General features: G+C 66.6%; 11 protein-coding genes. 2 read left to right on the top strand and 9 right to left on the bottom strand.

Features of this window, described 5'->3' with window-relative positions; all coding sequences use genetic code 11:
* Positions 1-74 precede the first annotated feature (74 nt).
* On the bottom strand, positions 75-674 hold the full coding sequence (locus ACFPTO_RS19375; protein WP_377713830.1) for an MlaC/ttg2D family ABC transporter substrate-binding protein: 600 nt from the start codon (positions 672-674) through the stop codon (positions 75-77).
* Positions 675-854: 180 nt separating this feature from the next.
* Here ACFPTO_RS19375 and hpnN point away from each other — a divergent pair, with 180 nt between their 5' ends.
* Positions 855-3482, top strand: coding sequence for a hopanoid transporter HpnN (gene hpnN / locus ACFPTO_RS19370; RefSeq protein WP_377713828.1), 2628 nt, complete (start codon positions 855-857; stop codon positions 3480-3482).
* Positions 3482-4435, top strand: a complete 954-nt coding sequence (locus ACFPTO_RS19365) for an MlaA family lipoprotein (RefSeq protein WP_377713826.1) — start codon at positions 3482-3484, stop codon at positions 4433-4435. The genes hpnN and ACFPTO_RS19365 overlap by 1 nt, the downstream gene beginning before the upstream one ends.
* Positions 4436-4532: 97 nt before the next feature.
* Here the strand turns inward: ACFPTO_RS19365 and ACFPTO_RS19360 are convergent, their stop codons facing one another.
* The 8 genes from ACFPTO_RS19360 to ACFPTO_RS19325 form a co-directional block, all read right to left on the bottom strand.
* Positions 4533-4973 carry an acyl-CoA thioesterase gene (locus ACFPTO_RS19360; RefSeq protein ID WP_377713824.1) on the bottom strand — a complete coding sequence of 147 codons (441 nt, stop codon included), beginning with the start codon at positions 4971-4973 and terminating at the stop codon, positions 4533-4535.
* A 116-nt stretch (positions 4974-5089) separates the two neighbouring features.
* Complete coding sequence (locus tag ACFPTO_RS19355; protein WP_377713822.1) at positions 5090-5830, bottom strand: phosphorylase; 741 nt, start codon at positions 5828-5830, stop codon at positions 5090-5092.
* Positions 5827-7818 (bottom strand): squalene--hopene cyclase, encoded by a 1992-nt coding sequence (gene shc, locus ACFPTO_RS19350; RefSeq protein ID WP_377713820.1) that lies wholly within the window; start codon positions 7816-7818, stop codon positions 5827-5829. Before shc ends, ACFPTO_RS19355 begins: the two co-directional genes overlap by 4 nt.
* Positions 7815-9083, bottom strand: a complete 1269-nt coding sequence (gene hpnE, locus ACFPTO_RS19345) for a hydroxysqualene dehydroxylase HpnE (RefSeq protein WP_377713818.1) — start codon at positions 9081-9083, stop codon at positions 7815-7817. The genes shc and hpnE overlap by 4 nt, the downstream gene beginning before the upstream one ends.
* Positions 9083-9934 (bottom strand): presqualene diphosphate synthase HpnD, encoded by an 852-nt coding sequence (hpnD, locus tag ACFPTO_RS19340; protein WP_377713816.1) that lies wholly within the window; start codon positions 9932-9934, stop codon positions 9083-9085. Before hpnD ends, hpnE begins: the two co-directional genes overlap by 1 nt.
* A 247-nt stretch (positions 9935-10181) precedes the next feature.
* Positions 10182-11126, bottom strand: a complete 945-nt coding sequence (locus ACFPTO_RS19335; RefSeq protein WP_377713814.1) for a sensor domain-containing diguanylate cyclase — start codon at positions 11124-11126, stop codon at positions 10182-10184.
* Positions 11123-11746, bottom strand: a complete 624-nt coding sequence (locus tag ACFPTO_RS19330; protein WP_377713812.1) for a chemotaxis protein CheC — start codon at positions 11744-11746, stop codon at positions 11123-11125. Before ACFPTO_RS19330 ends, ACFPTO_RS19335 begins: the two co-directional genes overlap by 4 nt.
* Entirely contained in the window at positions 11739-12107 is a 369-nt protein-coding gene (locus ACFPTO_RS19325) for a response regulator (protein WP_293034417.1), read from the bottom strand. Before ACFPTO_RS19325 ends, ACFPTO_RS19330 begins: the two co-directional genes overlap by 8 nt.
* Positions 12108-12633 lie beyond the last annotated feature (526 nt).

The following is a 12633-nucleotide window of genomic DNA, read 5'->3' as shown; positions in this document are numbered from 1 at the left end:
ATGCCGGCCGCCCGGTTTCGATGCATGGGCAACGTCGACTGCGGTCGACTGCGGTCGATTGCGCTCAGCTACGGTTAGCTGCGCGCGTTGTGGTCGACGAGAAACTTGATGAGCCCGTCGATGCCGCCCTTGGCGATCTGGTCGGCGAACTGCGTCTGGTACACCTGGATCAGCCAGGCGCCCATCATATTGATGTCGTAGATCTTCCAGCCCGTGGGCGTGTGCGTGAGGCGATAGTCGATCGCATCGTCGCCGCCGCTGCTGATCACGTGCGACTGCACGACCGTGTCCTTCGCACCGGTAGCCGTACTGGACGGCTGGAACTTGAAGGTCACCGCCGTATCGCGCAATTGCGACAGCGATGCCGCGTAGGTCTTCACGAGCAGGAGTTGAAATTGCTCATAGAGCTTTTGCTGCTGCTCGGGCGTGGCCGTCGCCCACGGCTTGCCGATGGCGATGCGCGTGGTGCGCTGGAAGTCGGTGGCCGGAACAAAATGGGTTTGGACCACCTGGGTGATCCTGGCCATGTCGCCGCCGCGCGCCTGCGGGTCGGCCTGCATCGCCTTCACGGTACCTTCCACGGCGGCTTTGACCGTGGCATCGGGGGAACTCTGGGCCCATGCAGCACCCGAGACGAAAGCGGCTGCGACAAATGCTGTGAAGTAACGTTTCATACGCTCATCGGAACAGTGAGATTCAAGCGCCGTACCGCAGCGGGTCTACGGAACGGCGGATCCAGTATAACGGCTTTAAGGTCGAAACCCATGTACGCGAGGCCGCGCCCATATGAGCCAGGCCGGTATACTTATGCGCTTCGCCAAGAACAACGCCATCGTCAGGGCTCCCTCGCCTGTATGCTGAAGCCATTCATCATCCAACTCGTCGCGTGGTCGGTACGCCGTGCGGCGTGGGTCATCGCACTCTCGACCGTACTGGCCGTGCTATGCGGCGTCTACGTCGCCAAACATTTCGAGATCAACACCGACGTGAACGGCCTCGTCGAGAACGACGCGAAGTGGGCCTCGCTCGGCGACGCTATCGACAAGGCCTTCCCGCAGCGCGGCCAGGCGCTGCTGGTCGTCGTCGAAGCGCAGGCGCCCGAACTCGCCGACGCCGCCGCCAACAAGCTCGCCAGCGCGCTCAAGAAGGATTCCAGCGAATTCGGCGCGGTCTCGCAGCCCGCGGGCGGGGCCTTCTTCGAGCATAACGGCCTGCTGTTCCTGCCCACCGCGACCGTGCTGTCGACCACAGGCCAGCTCGTGCAGGCGCGCCCGCTCGTGAACCAGCTCGCAAGAGATCCGAGCCTCACGGGCCTCGCCGGCACGCTCACGACCACGCTGTTGCTGCCGCTGCAGATCGGCCAGGTCAAGTTGCCGCAGATGGCGACGCTGCTCGGCAGCGCCGCCGATGTCGTCGATCGGGTCGTGGCAGGCAAGCCCGCCGCGTTCTCGTGGCGCGGGCTCGTCGACAAGGATTCGGCCGCGCAGCCCGCGTTCTCGTTCCTCACCGTGCAACCGGTGCTCAACTTCGGCGCGCTCAAGGCGGGCGCGAACGCCTCCGAGGCGATCCGCGCGACTGCTGCGTCGCTGCATCTCGACACGGAATTCGGCGCGCACGTTCGCCTGACAGGCGAACAACCGCTCGCGGACGAGGAATTCTCCTCGGTACAGGACGGCGCCGCGTTCAACGGCGCGCTCACGGCCATCGTCGTGCTCGTGATCCTGTGGCTCGCGCTGCGCTCGGGCAAGCTGATCGGCGCCGTGCTCATCACGCTCGTCATCGGCCTCGTCATCACGGCCGCGCTCGGCCTCATGATGGTCGGCTCGCTGAACATGCTGTCGGTCGCGTTCATGGTGCTGTTCGTCGGCCTCGGCGTCGACTTCGGCGTGCAGTTCGGCGTGAAGTACCGCGAGGCGCGCCATCAGGACGGCCGGCTCGATGCCGCGCTGCTCAAGACCGCGCGCGTGATCGGCGTGCCGCTCACGCTCGCCGCCATCGCCGTCGCGGAAAGTTTCTTTTCGTTCCTGCCCACGGCATACAAAGGTCTTTCGGAACTCGGCCGGATCGCGGGCGTGGGCATGTTCGTCGCGTATTTCGGCAACATGACCTTGCTGCCCGCGCTCATCAGCGTCTTCAAGCCGGCTGGCGAGGCGGGCTCACCAGGGTTCGCGTTTCTCGCGCCCGTCGACAAGTGGCTCGCCGATCATCGCAAGCCGGTGCTGATCGGCACGCTCGCCGCCGTGCTCGGCGCGACGCCGCTCCTGCTGCATCTGCGCTTCGACTTCAATCCGCTGCACCTGAAGGACCCGCATACGGAGTCGATGGCGACGCTCATTGCGCTGAAGAATTCGCCGGTCATTTCGCTGAACAACGTGAGCGTGCTCGCACCGTCGCTCGAAGAAGCCGACAAGATCGCGGCGAAGCTCTCGAAGCTGCCGGAAGTCGCGCGCGCCACGACGTTGAGTTCGCTGATCCCCGAGGACCAGCAGCAAAAGCTCCCGCTGATTGCGGGCGCCGCGCGGCAGCTGCTGCCCGCGCTCACGCAGCCGCCCGCCGCGCCCGTGACCGATGCGGTTCGCGTCGAAACGCTCAAGCGCGCGGCCAACCAGCTTGCGCTCGCCGCCGACGATCACCCGGGCCCGGGCGCCGCGCAAGCGAAGCATCTGTCCGAGGCGCTGACGAAGCTTGCGGGCGCCGACGCGGCCACGCGCGAGCGTGCCGAACAGGCCTTCAGCCTGCCGCTCCAGCTCGCGCTTGCGCAGCTTGCGAACCTGCTGCAGCCCGCGCCGGTCACGCGCGCATCGCTGCCGCCCGTGATGGTGCGCGACTGGGTGGCACCGACGGGCGAGGCGATCGTCGACATCGCGCCGAGCGTGCCGGCGGGCGTCGACCCGAACGACGACCAGATGCTCGCGCGCTTTTCCCACGCGGTGAAGGCGGCGGCGCCGGGCGCGATCGGCGGGCCCATCTCGATCCTGCATTCGGCGAACGTGATCATTCTCGCGTTCCTCCAGGCGGCGGGGTGGTCGGTGCTGCTGATCACGCTGCTCCTGTGGATCACGCTGCGCCATTTCGGCGACGTGCTGCGCACGCTGATTCCGCTGCTGGTCTCGGCGCTCGTGACGCTGGAGTTGTGCGTGGTGCTCGGCATCCAGCTCAATTTCGCGAACATCATCGCGCTTCCCCTGATGCTAGGCGTTGGCGTCGCGTTCAAAATCTACTTCGTGATGGCGTGGCGCGAAGGCCAGACGGGCCTCCTCCATTCGAGCCTCACGCACGCCGTGCTGTTTTCCGCCGCGACGACCGCCACCGCGTTCGGCAGCCTGTGGCTCTCGCATCATCCAGGCACATCGAGCATGGGCAAGCTGCTCGCGCTCTCTCTGTTCTGCACGCTCATCGGCGCTGTCGTGTTCCAGCCGGTGCTGATGGGCAAACCGCGCGTCACGCGACGCGCAAGACCGCAATCCCAAGGGACCGATTAATGAAAAACAAGCAAGCCGCGCTGACCATGGCCGCGGCAAGCCTCGCACTCCTCGTGACGTCGGGGTGCGCCACGGGCCCAGACCGCAAGCCGGGCGATCCGTTCGAGCCCGCCAACCGCGTGATCTTCAAGTTCAACGACACGATCGACCGCGCCATCGCGCAGCCGGTTGCGAAGGGCTACCAGAAGGTCACGCCGCACCCGGTGCGCCTGGCGATCAGCAACTTCTTCTCGAACCTCAGCGACGTCGGCAACCTGGCCAACAACGTCCTTCAGCTGAAGATCACCGACGCCACCGAGACCCTCATGCGTATCGCCATGAACTCGACCTTCGGCCTCGGCGGCCTGATCGACTTCGCGACGGCCGCGGGTCTGCAGAAACATCCCGAGGACTTCGGCCTCACGCTCGGCCGCTACGGCGTGCCGGCCGGTCCGTACCTCGTGCTGCCGCTGTTCGGGCCAAGCTCGGTGCGCGACGGCATCGGCATGGGTGTCGACGTGAAGTTCAATGTGCTCAACTACATCGACCCTGCCGTGCGCAATCCGATGTACGTGGCGCAGTTCGTCAGCGTGCGTTCGGATCTGCTCGGCGCAACCGATCTGCTTTCGCAGGCGGCGCTCGACAAATATTCGTTCGTGCGCGATGCATACCGCCAGCAACGCGAGTCGCGGCTGCGCGGGTCGTCGGGCAATCAGCCGCTGCCGAACTACGGCGATCCCGGTCAGTCCGGCGGATCCGGTAATTCGAACGACGTGCCGAACTACGAGGATCCGGGCGAAACGTCGGGTAATTCAGGTGCTGGCGCGGCAGCGGCTGCCGTGACGGCATCGGCTGCGGTTGCTGCGTCCGCCGCGCAAGCGCCCGTGTCCGCTTCCGCACCCGTGCCTGCATCGGCGGTCAAGGCCGCGCCGAACGCCGCTGCGTCGGCCCCGGTGCCTGCTTCGGCGCCCTGAAGCGCAGATCGCTATCCGCTTCACGACAAAAAACCCCGCCAGACATCGCGCCTGGCGGGGTTTTTCTTTCCGGGTTCCTCGCGAAGAAACGCGGGATTTAGTGCTTCGCAGTTTCGTCGACTGAATCAGCCGACTGCGCGCTCTGACGATAGTGCTCGTAGGCCTCCTCGGCGTAACGAATGCGCTCGCGTCCGTGCGGCACGGGCTTGCCGTCCTCGCCCATATTCACGAACACCATCTTCTCGATGGTCAGGATGCTCTCGCGCGTGATCTTGCTGCGCACCTCGCAGCGAAGCGTGATCGACGTGCGGCCGAAGTGCGTGGCCGTCATCCCGAGTTCGATGACGTCGCCCTGTCGCGCCGAGCTGACGAAGTTGATTTCCGAGATGAATTTCGTCACGACGCGCTTGTTGTCGAGCTGGCAGATCGCGTAGATCGCCGCTTCTTCGTCGATCCAGCGCAGCAGGCTGCCGCCGAAGAGCGTGCCGTTCGGATTCAGGTCTTCAGGCTTGACCCATTTGCGGGTGTGAAAATTCATGGCTGGCAACCCTGGTAAAGTGATCCATCCCCAAACCATGGAGACGGCTTAGGGTAAACGCGGAGATGTTACCAGAGATAAGGGTTTCCCCTGGGTATTTCAATAGTGCGGACAGGTCATTGGGGGAAAAACGCGCCGGATGCCACCAGCGCTTGCCGCGCGGCGGCGAGCGACTGACGCGCCGCGCGGGCGTCGGCGGCGATGCGCAGCAGGCCGCCCAGTTGCGAGGGCTCGCGCGCGAGTTCGCGCAGAACCGGCCAGATCGCCGTGGTGCCGTCGTCGCGCAGACCAGCCATCGCGGCTTTGGGCAAGCTGCGCCAGGCCGGATCGACGATCGCGCGGCACACCGCGAACGGCAGGCCGCGCGCGGCGGCGGCGGCCGCCGCCATGTGCGATTCCATATCGACAGCGAGCGCACCGCCCGTCGCGGCATGCAGCGCGGCCTTGTCCGCCGCGCCGGTGAGCGGCGCTGCGACCGCCGCCTCGACGCCGCGCCGCATCCGCACCGCGAGCGGGGATGCCAGCAGCGCCTCGGCGAGCCGCGCCGACCACGCGGCATCGGTATCGATGCGGCCAAACGGGCCGTCCACGACATCGGCGATGACCAGCGTGCCCGGCTCCAGGTCGGGCGCGAGTCCGCCCGCCGTGCCGAAACTGATCACGCCCGACGCGCCGCGATCGAGCGCGGCCGTGAGCGCGCGGTCGAGCAGGTCGGCGCGCGCCGCATACACCGCCGTGACGTTGTCGCGCCCGTCGCCTTGCGCGACGCGCGCCTCGAAGGCCATGCCCGCGACGACGACCACGGGCCGCGCGCCGCCATGGGCTGCGCGCGTCGATGCAGTCGCGCTCACCGTCACATCCCGACCGTCACGCGTGTCTCGCCGGACCGCTTGAGGTTGCGGTAACGCGCGAGCGCCCACAGCGGGAAGAACTTGCGATAGCCGTGGTAGCGCAGATAGAAGACGCGCGGAAAGCCCGTCGCCGTGAAGCGCGTCTCATCCCACAAGCCGTCCCCGCACTGCGTCTTTTGCAGCCATTCGATGCCGCGCGCGACCGCAGGATGATTCACCGCACCCGCCGCCATGAGCCCGAGCAGCGCCCAGGCCGTCTGCGACGCCGTGCTTTGCGCGCGCTCGTAACCGCGGTATTCGAGCTTGTAGCTCGCGCCGTCCTCGCCCCAGCCGCCGTCGTCGTTCTGGATCTTCGCGAGCCACTCCACCGAGCGCTTCATGCGCGGCTCGTCGTGCGAAATGCCTGCGGCGTTCAGCGCGCACAGCGCGGTCCACGTGCCGTAGATGTAGTTCATGCCCCAGCGGCCGTACCAGCTGCCGTCGGGTTCCTGATCCTCGAGGATGTAGTTGTACGCGCGACGTGACGGCTCGCTCGTCGCCGGCAGCTCGCCGAGCTGCGCGAGCATGGACAGGCAGCGGCCCGACACGTCGACGGTCGGCGGATCGAGCAGTGCGCCATGATCCGAGAACGGAATGTTGTTCAGGTAGTACTGCGTGTTCTCGGGTTCGAACGCGCCCCAGCCGCCGTTGCTGCTCTGCATGCCGACCACCCATTCGCGCGCGCGCGCGATCGGCTCGTCGTACGCGTTCGTCTTGTCGAGCAGATCGACGCGGTGCATCGCCATCACGACGACCGCCGTATCGTCCACGTCCGGGTAGTGCGGATTCGCGTACTGGAACGCCCAGCCGCCCGGACGCACCTCGGGGCGGCGCGAGATCCAGTCGCCGCGCACATCGAGAATCTGCAGCGGGCGCAGCCATTCGAGGCCGCGGCGCGCCGCGGCTTCGGCACGCGCATCACCCGTTTCGAGCAGCGCATGCGCAGCAAGCGACGTGTCCCAGACCGGCGAGAGACACGGCTGGCAATACGCCTCGTCTTCGTGGATCACAAGCAGCTTTTCGAGCGACTGGCGCGCGATGGCGCGGTGCGGATGCTCGGGCGGATAGCCGAGCACGTCGTACATCATCACGGCGTTGGCCATGGCCGGGAAGATCGCGCCGAGCCCGTCGTCGCCGTTCAGGCGCTCATCGACGAAGGCCACGGCCGCGTCGATCGAGCGCTGGCGCAGGTAGTTCGGCACGAGCGGATCGGCCACGCGCAGCGCGCCGTCCACGGCGCGAAAGAAGCTGAACCAGCCCTTGCTCTGGTGCGGCGCGCGCTTGTTCAGCCCCGTGGTCACCGGCGCGCGATGGAACAGTTCGTCGATGCGCACGTTGAGCGGATTCTTCGCCAGCGGGCGCTTCGCGTTCAGCACGAGCAGCGGCACGATCACCGTGCGCGCCCAGTACGACACCTTCGAGAGGTGGAACGGGAACCACTCCGGCAGCAGCATGATTTCGACCGGCATGATGGGCACTGCGTACCAGCTCACCACGCCGAAGAGCGCGAGCATCACGCGCGTGAACACGTTGACGGCTTCCGCGCCGCCCGCCGCGAGAATCGCCTCGCGGGCGCGCACCATGTGCTCGGCGTCTTCCGCGTCGCCGATCGTCTTCAGTGCGAAATACGCCTTCACGCTCGCGCTCACGTCCATCGCGCCATCGGTGAAGAGCGGCCAGCCGCCCTGGGGCAGCTGCATGCGGCGCAGGTAGCGCGCGATCTTCTGTTCGAGCTCGCGATTCGGCGTCTCGCCGAGGTAATGGACGAGCAGCACGTATTCGGCGGGAATCGTGACGTCGGCTTCGAGTTCGTAGACCCAGTGGCCGTCGTCCTTCTGCACGGCGAGGATCGCGTCGGTTGCGCGCGCAACGCTGGCATCCAGCGGGTCGGCAACGGCGGTGGCGAAGCCGCCCGCGAGGTCCCCGGCCGGCATGGCGTGGGATAAATCGTTCATCTGCATTCCATGTTCTCGGTAAGCAACAGCTCCGCCGCCTTGCGGCCGGAGCGAATCGCGCCTTCAATCGTCGCGGGCAGACCGGTAGCCGTCCAGTCGCCTGCGAGCATCAGGTTGTTCCAGCGTGTGCGCGTCCCCGGACGGCGCAGTTCTTCATCGGGCACCGCCGCGAACGTCGCGTGCGGCGCCGCCACGACCTGCCACGGCGGCAGGCGGCCGGCCGGCAGCGACGCCGCCGCGGCCACGTCCTCCCAGACCTTGAGCGCGAGCGTCTCGGCGGGCAGGTCGAGCACGGCATGCGCGTCGTGGATCGTCGCCGAAAGGCGCCCCTGCGCCGCGACCAGCCAGCTGGCCGCGCCGTTCACGAACGCCATCGGCGACGCGAGCCCGTGCGGCGGCTCGACGGCGAAGTGCACGGTGGCCATCGCCGTGAAGCGCTGCGGCGTCTGGATCGCTGGCACGAGTGCAGCGGCGGTCTTCGACGTCACGGCCAGCACGACGGATTCATCGGGGCCGATCGCGACACGGCCCGTGGCGAAATCGAGTGCGACGACGCGGCGCGCCGCGTCGTCGTACGTGATCTCGAGGAGCGGCGAACCGAGCCGGATCGCCGCGCCGCCGTGTTGCAGCATGCGCAGCGCCGGATCGACGAAGGCGCTCGACAAACCGCTCCTGGCAACGAGCGGGCGAAACGCGTCGCCACCGGCCGTGAGCGCCTCGCGCAGCAGGTTCGCCGCGAGTTCGGCGCTCGCCGCGCGCGGCTCGACGTTGAGCCCCGCCAGAAAGAACGGGCGCAGCAGCCGGTCCCACAACGTACCGTCGCAGCGCATGGTCTGCGCGAGCGTGCGGCCCGGCTTCGCGAACAAAAGCGGCAGCAGGCCGAGATAGTCCGCGGTCTTCGTGCCCGGCACGCGTGCGTTCGCATCGCCGATCCAGAACGGCACGCGCCCGCGCGAAAACCGCACGGCCCAGCGCGCGCGCGACGCGAGATCCATGAACGCGAAGCCCGGATCGGCCGGACCGGCCAGCGCCTCGGCCGCGCCGATCGTGCGCGCATATTCGAGTGTCTGCGCATGCCCCGCCAGCACCAGATGATTGCCGCAGTCGAGCGTCGCGCCGAGCGTGCTATCGTAAAACGAGCGGCAGCGCCCGCCTGCCTGCCCGGCCGCCTCGTAGAGCGCGACCTGCACCCCGCGCCGCTGAAGCCCGACCGCCGCCGCGAGGCCTGCGAGCCCGGCGCCGATGACGTGGACGAGCCGTGGCATCAGAACAGCGCGTAGCGCATGACGATCCACATCAGGCGCGCTTTGGGTTTGGTGACTTTCGTGCGTGGCAGATCGAAGCCGCGATCGAGCGTTCGATCGAGCAGCACGCGATACACGCCAGACATGATGCGCGGCGCCTTCACCTGCGCGCGCGGCACGGCATCCATGATCGCATCGGCTTGGGCGAAATGCTGCTGCGCGCGCTCGGCGAGCGTCGCGCACACGCGCGGCAGCGACGGATCGGCGGCGATCTGGTGCGGGCTCGTCGCCGCGATGCCCTCGCGCGCGAGCAATTCGAGCGGCAGGTAGCTGCGGTTGATGTCCGCATCCTCGTCGATGTCGCGCAGGATGTTCGTAAGCTGCAGCGCGCGCCCGAGATGATGCGACAGCTCGCGGCCCGGCTCCTCGGCCATCCCGAAGATCCTCACCGATAGACGGCCGGCCGCGCTCGCCACGCGGTCGCAGTAGAGGTCGAGCGTGGCTTCGTTGGGCGCGCAAATGTCTTCGGCAGCGTCCATCGCCATGCCGTCGATCATCGCGTGGAAATCTTCGCGTTGCAGGGCAAACGTATGGATGTGGCGCGTCAGCGCCGCGAGCGCGGCGGGCGGCGTGCCTGCGTAGCACGCGTCGATGTCGGCGCGCCAGCGGTCGAGCCCCGCCGAGCGCTCTGCGCGCGGCAGCGCGCTGTCCGCGATGTCGTCCACCGCGCGGCAAAACGCGTAGACCTGGTACATGGCGTCGCGCTGCGCCACTGGCAGGATACGCATCGCCAGATAAAACGAGCTGCCCGACGAAGCGGCAGCGGCGTCGATTTGTTGTGTATCGTCCACGACAAGGTTGGAAACGGCCAAGACGATCTCCGCTGTGGGGGCGCCCGCACAGGGGGCTCTTTCAGATATTCGGGCCCGCATGAAGCGGGTCGCCCGCGCGCGCGGAATACGCGCGAGGCAACCGGCACGCCGACACTATCCGTGGATCGTCCTCGCGGAGGGTCCACGGATGGTGTCGGCAGCCGGAAACGGGCAAAAGTATAGCAACCTTTGCCTGCCACCGCAGTCTATGCACGCCGCAATCGCGCGGCGGGCCGCGCCGGCGCGCTCAGGAAACGGCAACCGAGCGGTTGCGCCCCTCGCGTTTGGCGCGATACAGGGCCGCATCGGCGTCGTTGATCATGGCCTCGTAGCCGGACGCGCCGGGGCGTGCGGCGGCGACGCCAATGCTCGCCGTCACGGGCACGGCCACGCCGAGCACCTCGACAGGCTTCTCGCCGATCGCCAGACGGATTTTCTCCGCCACGCAGAGTGCGTCGGCGAGCGGCGTGAACGGCAGGATCAGTGCGAATTCCTCGCCGCCGAAGCGGCCGAACACGTCCTGCTTGCGCACGACGTTCGAGACGCGCTGCGACATCACGCGCAACACCGCATCGCCGGCCACGTGGCCGAACTGGTCGTTGGTGCGCTTGAAATGGTCGAGATCGAACAGCAGCACCGAGAGATCGCCGCCGCTGCGCTGCCAGCGGGCGAATTCGTCGGCGAGCTGGGTTTCGAAACAGCGCCGGTTCGCAATGCCGGTCAGGCCGTCGCGGTCGGCGTATTCGCGCAGTTTCTCGACCGCCTCTTCGCGTTCGCGCTGCATGATGCTCACGTGCGTGACGTCCGTGATCGTCACGCAGACGGCGATCACCTCGCGCCCGCGCATGAGCGGCATGAAGGTGCAATCCTGCTGCATGTAGTCGACGCCGCCCGTGATCGGGCGGTCGTGGTCGAAGCGGAACAGCCACGGCCGCTGTTCCCACGAGCTGAACGCGAAACTGCCGAGCTGGAACACGCTATTGACCTTGTGCGTGAGCCATCGGCGCGGCAGATCCGGGAACAGGTCGAAAATCGGGCGGCCGATCGCGGCAACGGCCGCGATCCCGCTGTGGTCCTGCATGAAGCGGTTCCACATCTGGACGTGCATGTCCCGGTCCAGCACGAAAATGCCGAAGCCGACCCGCTCGACGACGAGGTCGGACAGCGACAACTGGTCGACGCTCGCGTTCATAGACTATGCAGCAAGGCGTCGATTGCCTGGCTCACATGCTGGATCGAGTCTTCGGCCATCAACATGACCAGATGGGCGCGAAAACGCTGGTCTTTCGACGCGAAGTTCACCTCGACGAGCAAGGCGAAATCCCAGGCGAGCAGGCCCGGCTGGAACACTTCGTCGAGCATGACGTGCTCGCCGAGCAGCCCCGGCTGGGTGAACACGGGCAGCCGCCCGAGCTGGTCGAGCATCGCCGACACGCACGCGCCCGTGAGCGCGTTCGCGACGTCGAAGATCAGCTCTGTGTTCATCGGCGATTCGCGGTCCGTCGCGGCGTAGGCGCCGCCGTTCAACGTGTACAGCGCGCCGATCTCGTCGCTGCGGCAGATGACGAGCGCCTCGCCCTTGATCTCCGAGCGAAAACCCTGGCGCACGGCGACCACCGGGCCGTCGATGCCCGTCATCTCGTGCAGGGCCAGCGCGGCCTCGCGCACCTCGACCACGCGAACGCGCGGCACCGACAGTTCGATGAACTCGTCGAGCAACGCCGAGAGGCGAGTCGCCGCCTGCCCCATGCCGAGATTGGCGATTTCCTGTAGCGCGTCGCGCTGCAATTCCGTAAGGATTCGATCAGGCATACAACCCGTACTCCTTCAGGATGGGTAGCAGCGCCTCCTGGGTCACCGGTTTCGCGACGAACGCCACTGCGCCGAGGTCGCGCACGCGCGCCTGGGCAAGCGGCTGGACATCCGCGGAAACGACGATCACGAACGAATTGAGGTCCTCGTGCTGCAAGGTTTCAAGCACCTGGAAGCCCGTCATGTCGGGCATCGTGAGGTCGAGAAACATGACCGCCGCGCGGCCCGCGCGGTAGAGATCCAGTGCCTGATGCCCGTTCGACGCATACGAAATCTCGACGTCCCAGTCGCCTGGCAGCGCCTTCGTGAGCACCTTTCGGGCAAGCAGCGAATCGTCGGCAATCACGATGGGCAGGGACATGGATATGCTTTGTGAGTGTGCGTGGGACGGACTGCGTTGTGATGGTTTAACGGCCGCGCGCGCAGTTTCTTTAGGCCCGGCGCCGGTCACCCGGACTGCCGGCTCGGCACACGCAGCGAACAGGCGTGTGCGGGCGCGTCGCGAACACGCTTCCGCGTGGCGCAACCCCGAACCGTGCCCATCCTGCCCCACATGAGAAAAGCCACCCCGTCCTGGCTCCGGCATGAAACATCGCCGTGAAAGACGCCTCAATTTATTGCGCGTTATTAACTTGGCGTGCCGGGGATTCTCGAAGCATTCGAAATGAAATGCAACTCACCGATAATGGTGAAACGAAGAGGATTAACTCCAATTTGCCAATTTTCTGAAAATATTCGATCAGCCCCTCATTGAATACCGAAATTTTTCCTTTTGTGTACGTTTGCGCTCCGTGGATTTTCGCGAATTTGGTGCATAGAGGAAAATTCACCTTGTGGGATGCCTGTAAGCGATGGCGCATAAAAACCGGCCTTTCTGTCATGGCACC

It is taken from the genome of Paraburkholderia denitrificans, assembly GCF_042655705.1.
Lineage (GTDB): Bacteria > Pseudomonadota > Gammaproteobacteria > Burkholderiales > Burkholderiaceae > Paraburkholderia > Paraburkholderia denitrificans.
This window is presented reverse-complemented; position numbering and strand designations above follow the sequence as displayed.

Bases quoted from the DNA above. Each gene is read 5' to 3' on its own strand.
- ACFPTO_RS19375 (WP_377713830.1), bottom strand. From the start codon at position 674: ATGAAACGTTACTTCACAGCATTTGTCGCAGCCGCTTTCGTCTCGGGT.
- hpnN (WP_377713828.1), top strand. From the start codon at position 855: ATGCTGAAGCCATTCATCATCCAACTCGTCGCGTGGTCGGTACGCCGT.
- ACFPTO_RS19365 (WP_377713826.1), top strand. From the start codon at position 3,482: ATGAAAAACAAGCAAGCCGCGCTGACCATGGCCGCGGCAAGCCTCGCA.
- ACFPTO_RS19360 (WP_377713824.1), bottom strand. From the start codon at position 4,973: ATGAATTTTCACACCCGCAAATGGGTCAAGCCTGAAGACCTGAATCCG.
- shc (WP_377713820.1), bottom strand. From the start codon at position 7,818: ATGAACGATTTATCCCACGCCATGCCGGCCGGGGACCTCGCGGGCGGC.
- hpnE (WP_377713818.1), bottom strand. From the start codon at position 9,083: ATGCCACGGCTCGTCCACGTCATCGGCGCCGGGCTCGCAGGCCTCGCG.
- ACFPTO_RS19335 (WP_377713814.1), bottom strand. From the start codon at position 11,126: ATGAACGCGAGCGTCGACCAGTTGTCGCTGTCCGACCTCGTCGTCGAG.
- ACFPTO_RS19330 (WP_377713812.1), bottom strand. From the start codon at position 11,746: ATGCCTGATCGAATCCTTACGGAATTGCAGCGCGACGCGCTACAGGAA.
- ACFPTO_RS19325 (WP_293034417.1), bottom strand. From the start codon at position 12,107: ATGTCCCTGCCCATCGTGATTGCCGACGATTCGCTGCTTGCCCGAAAG.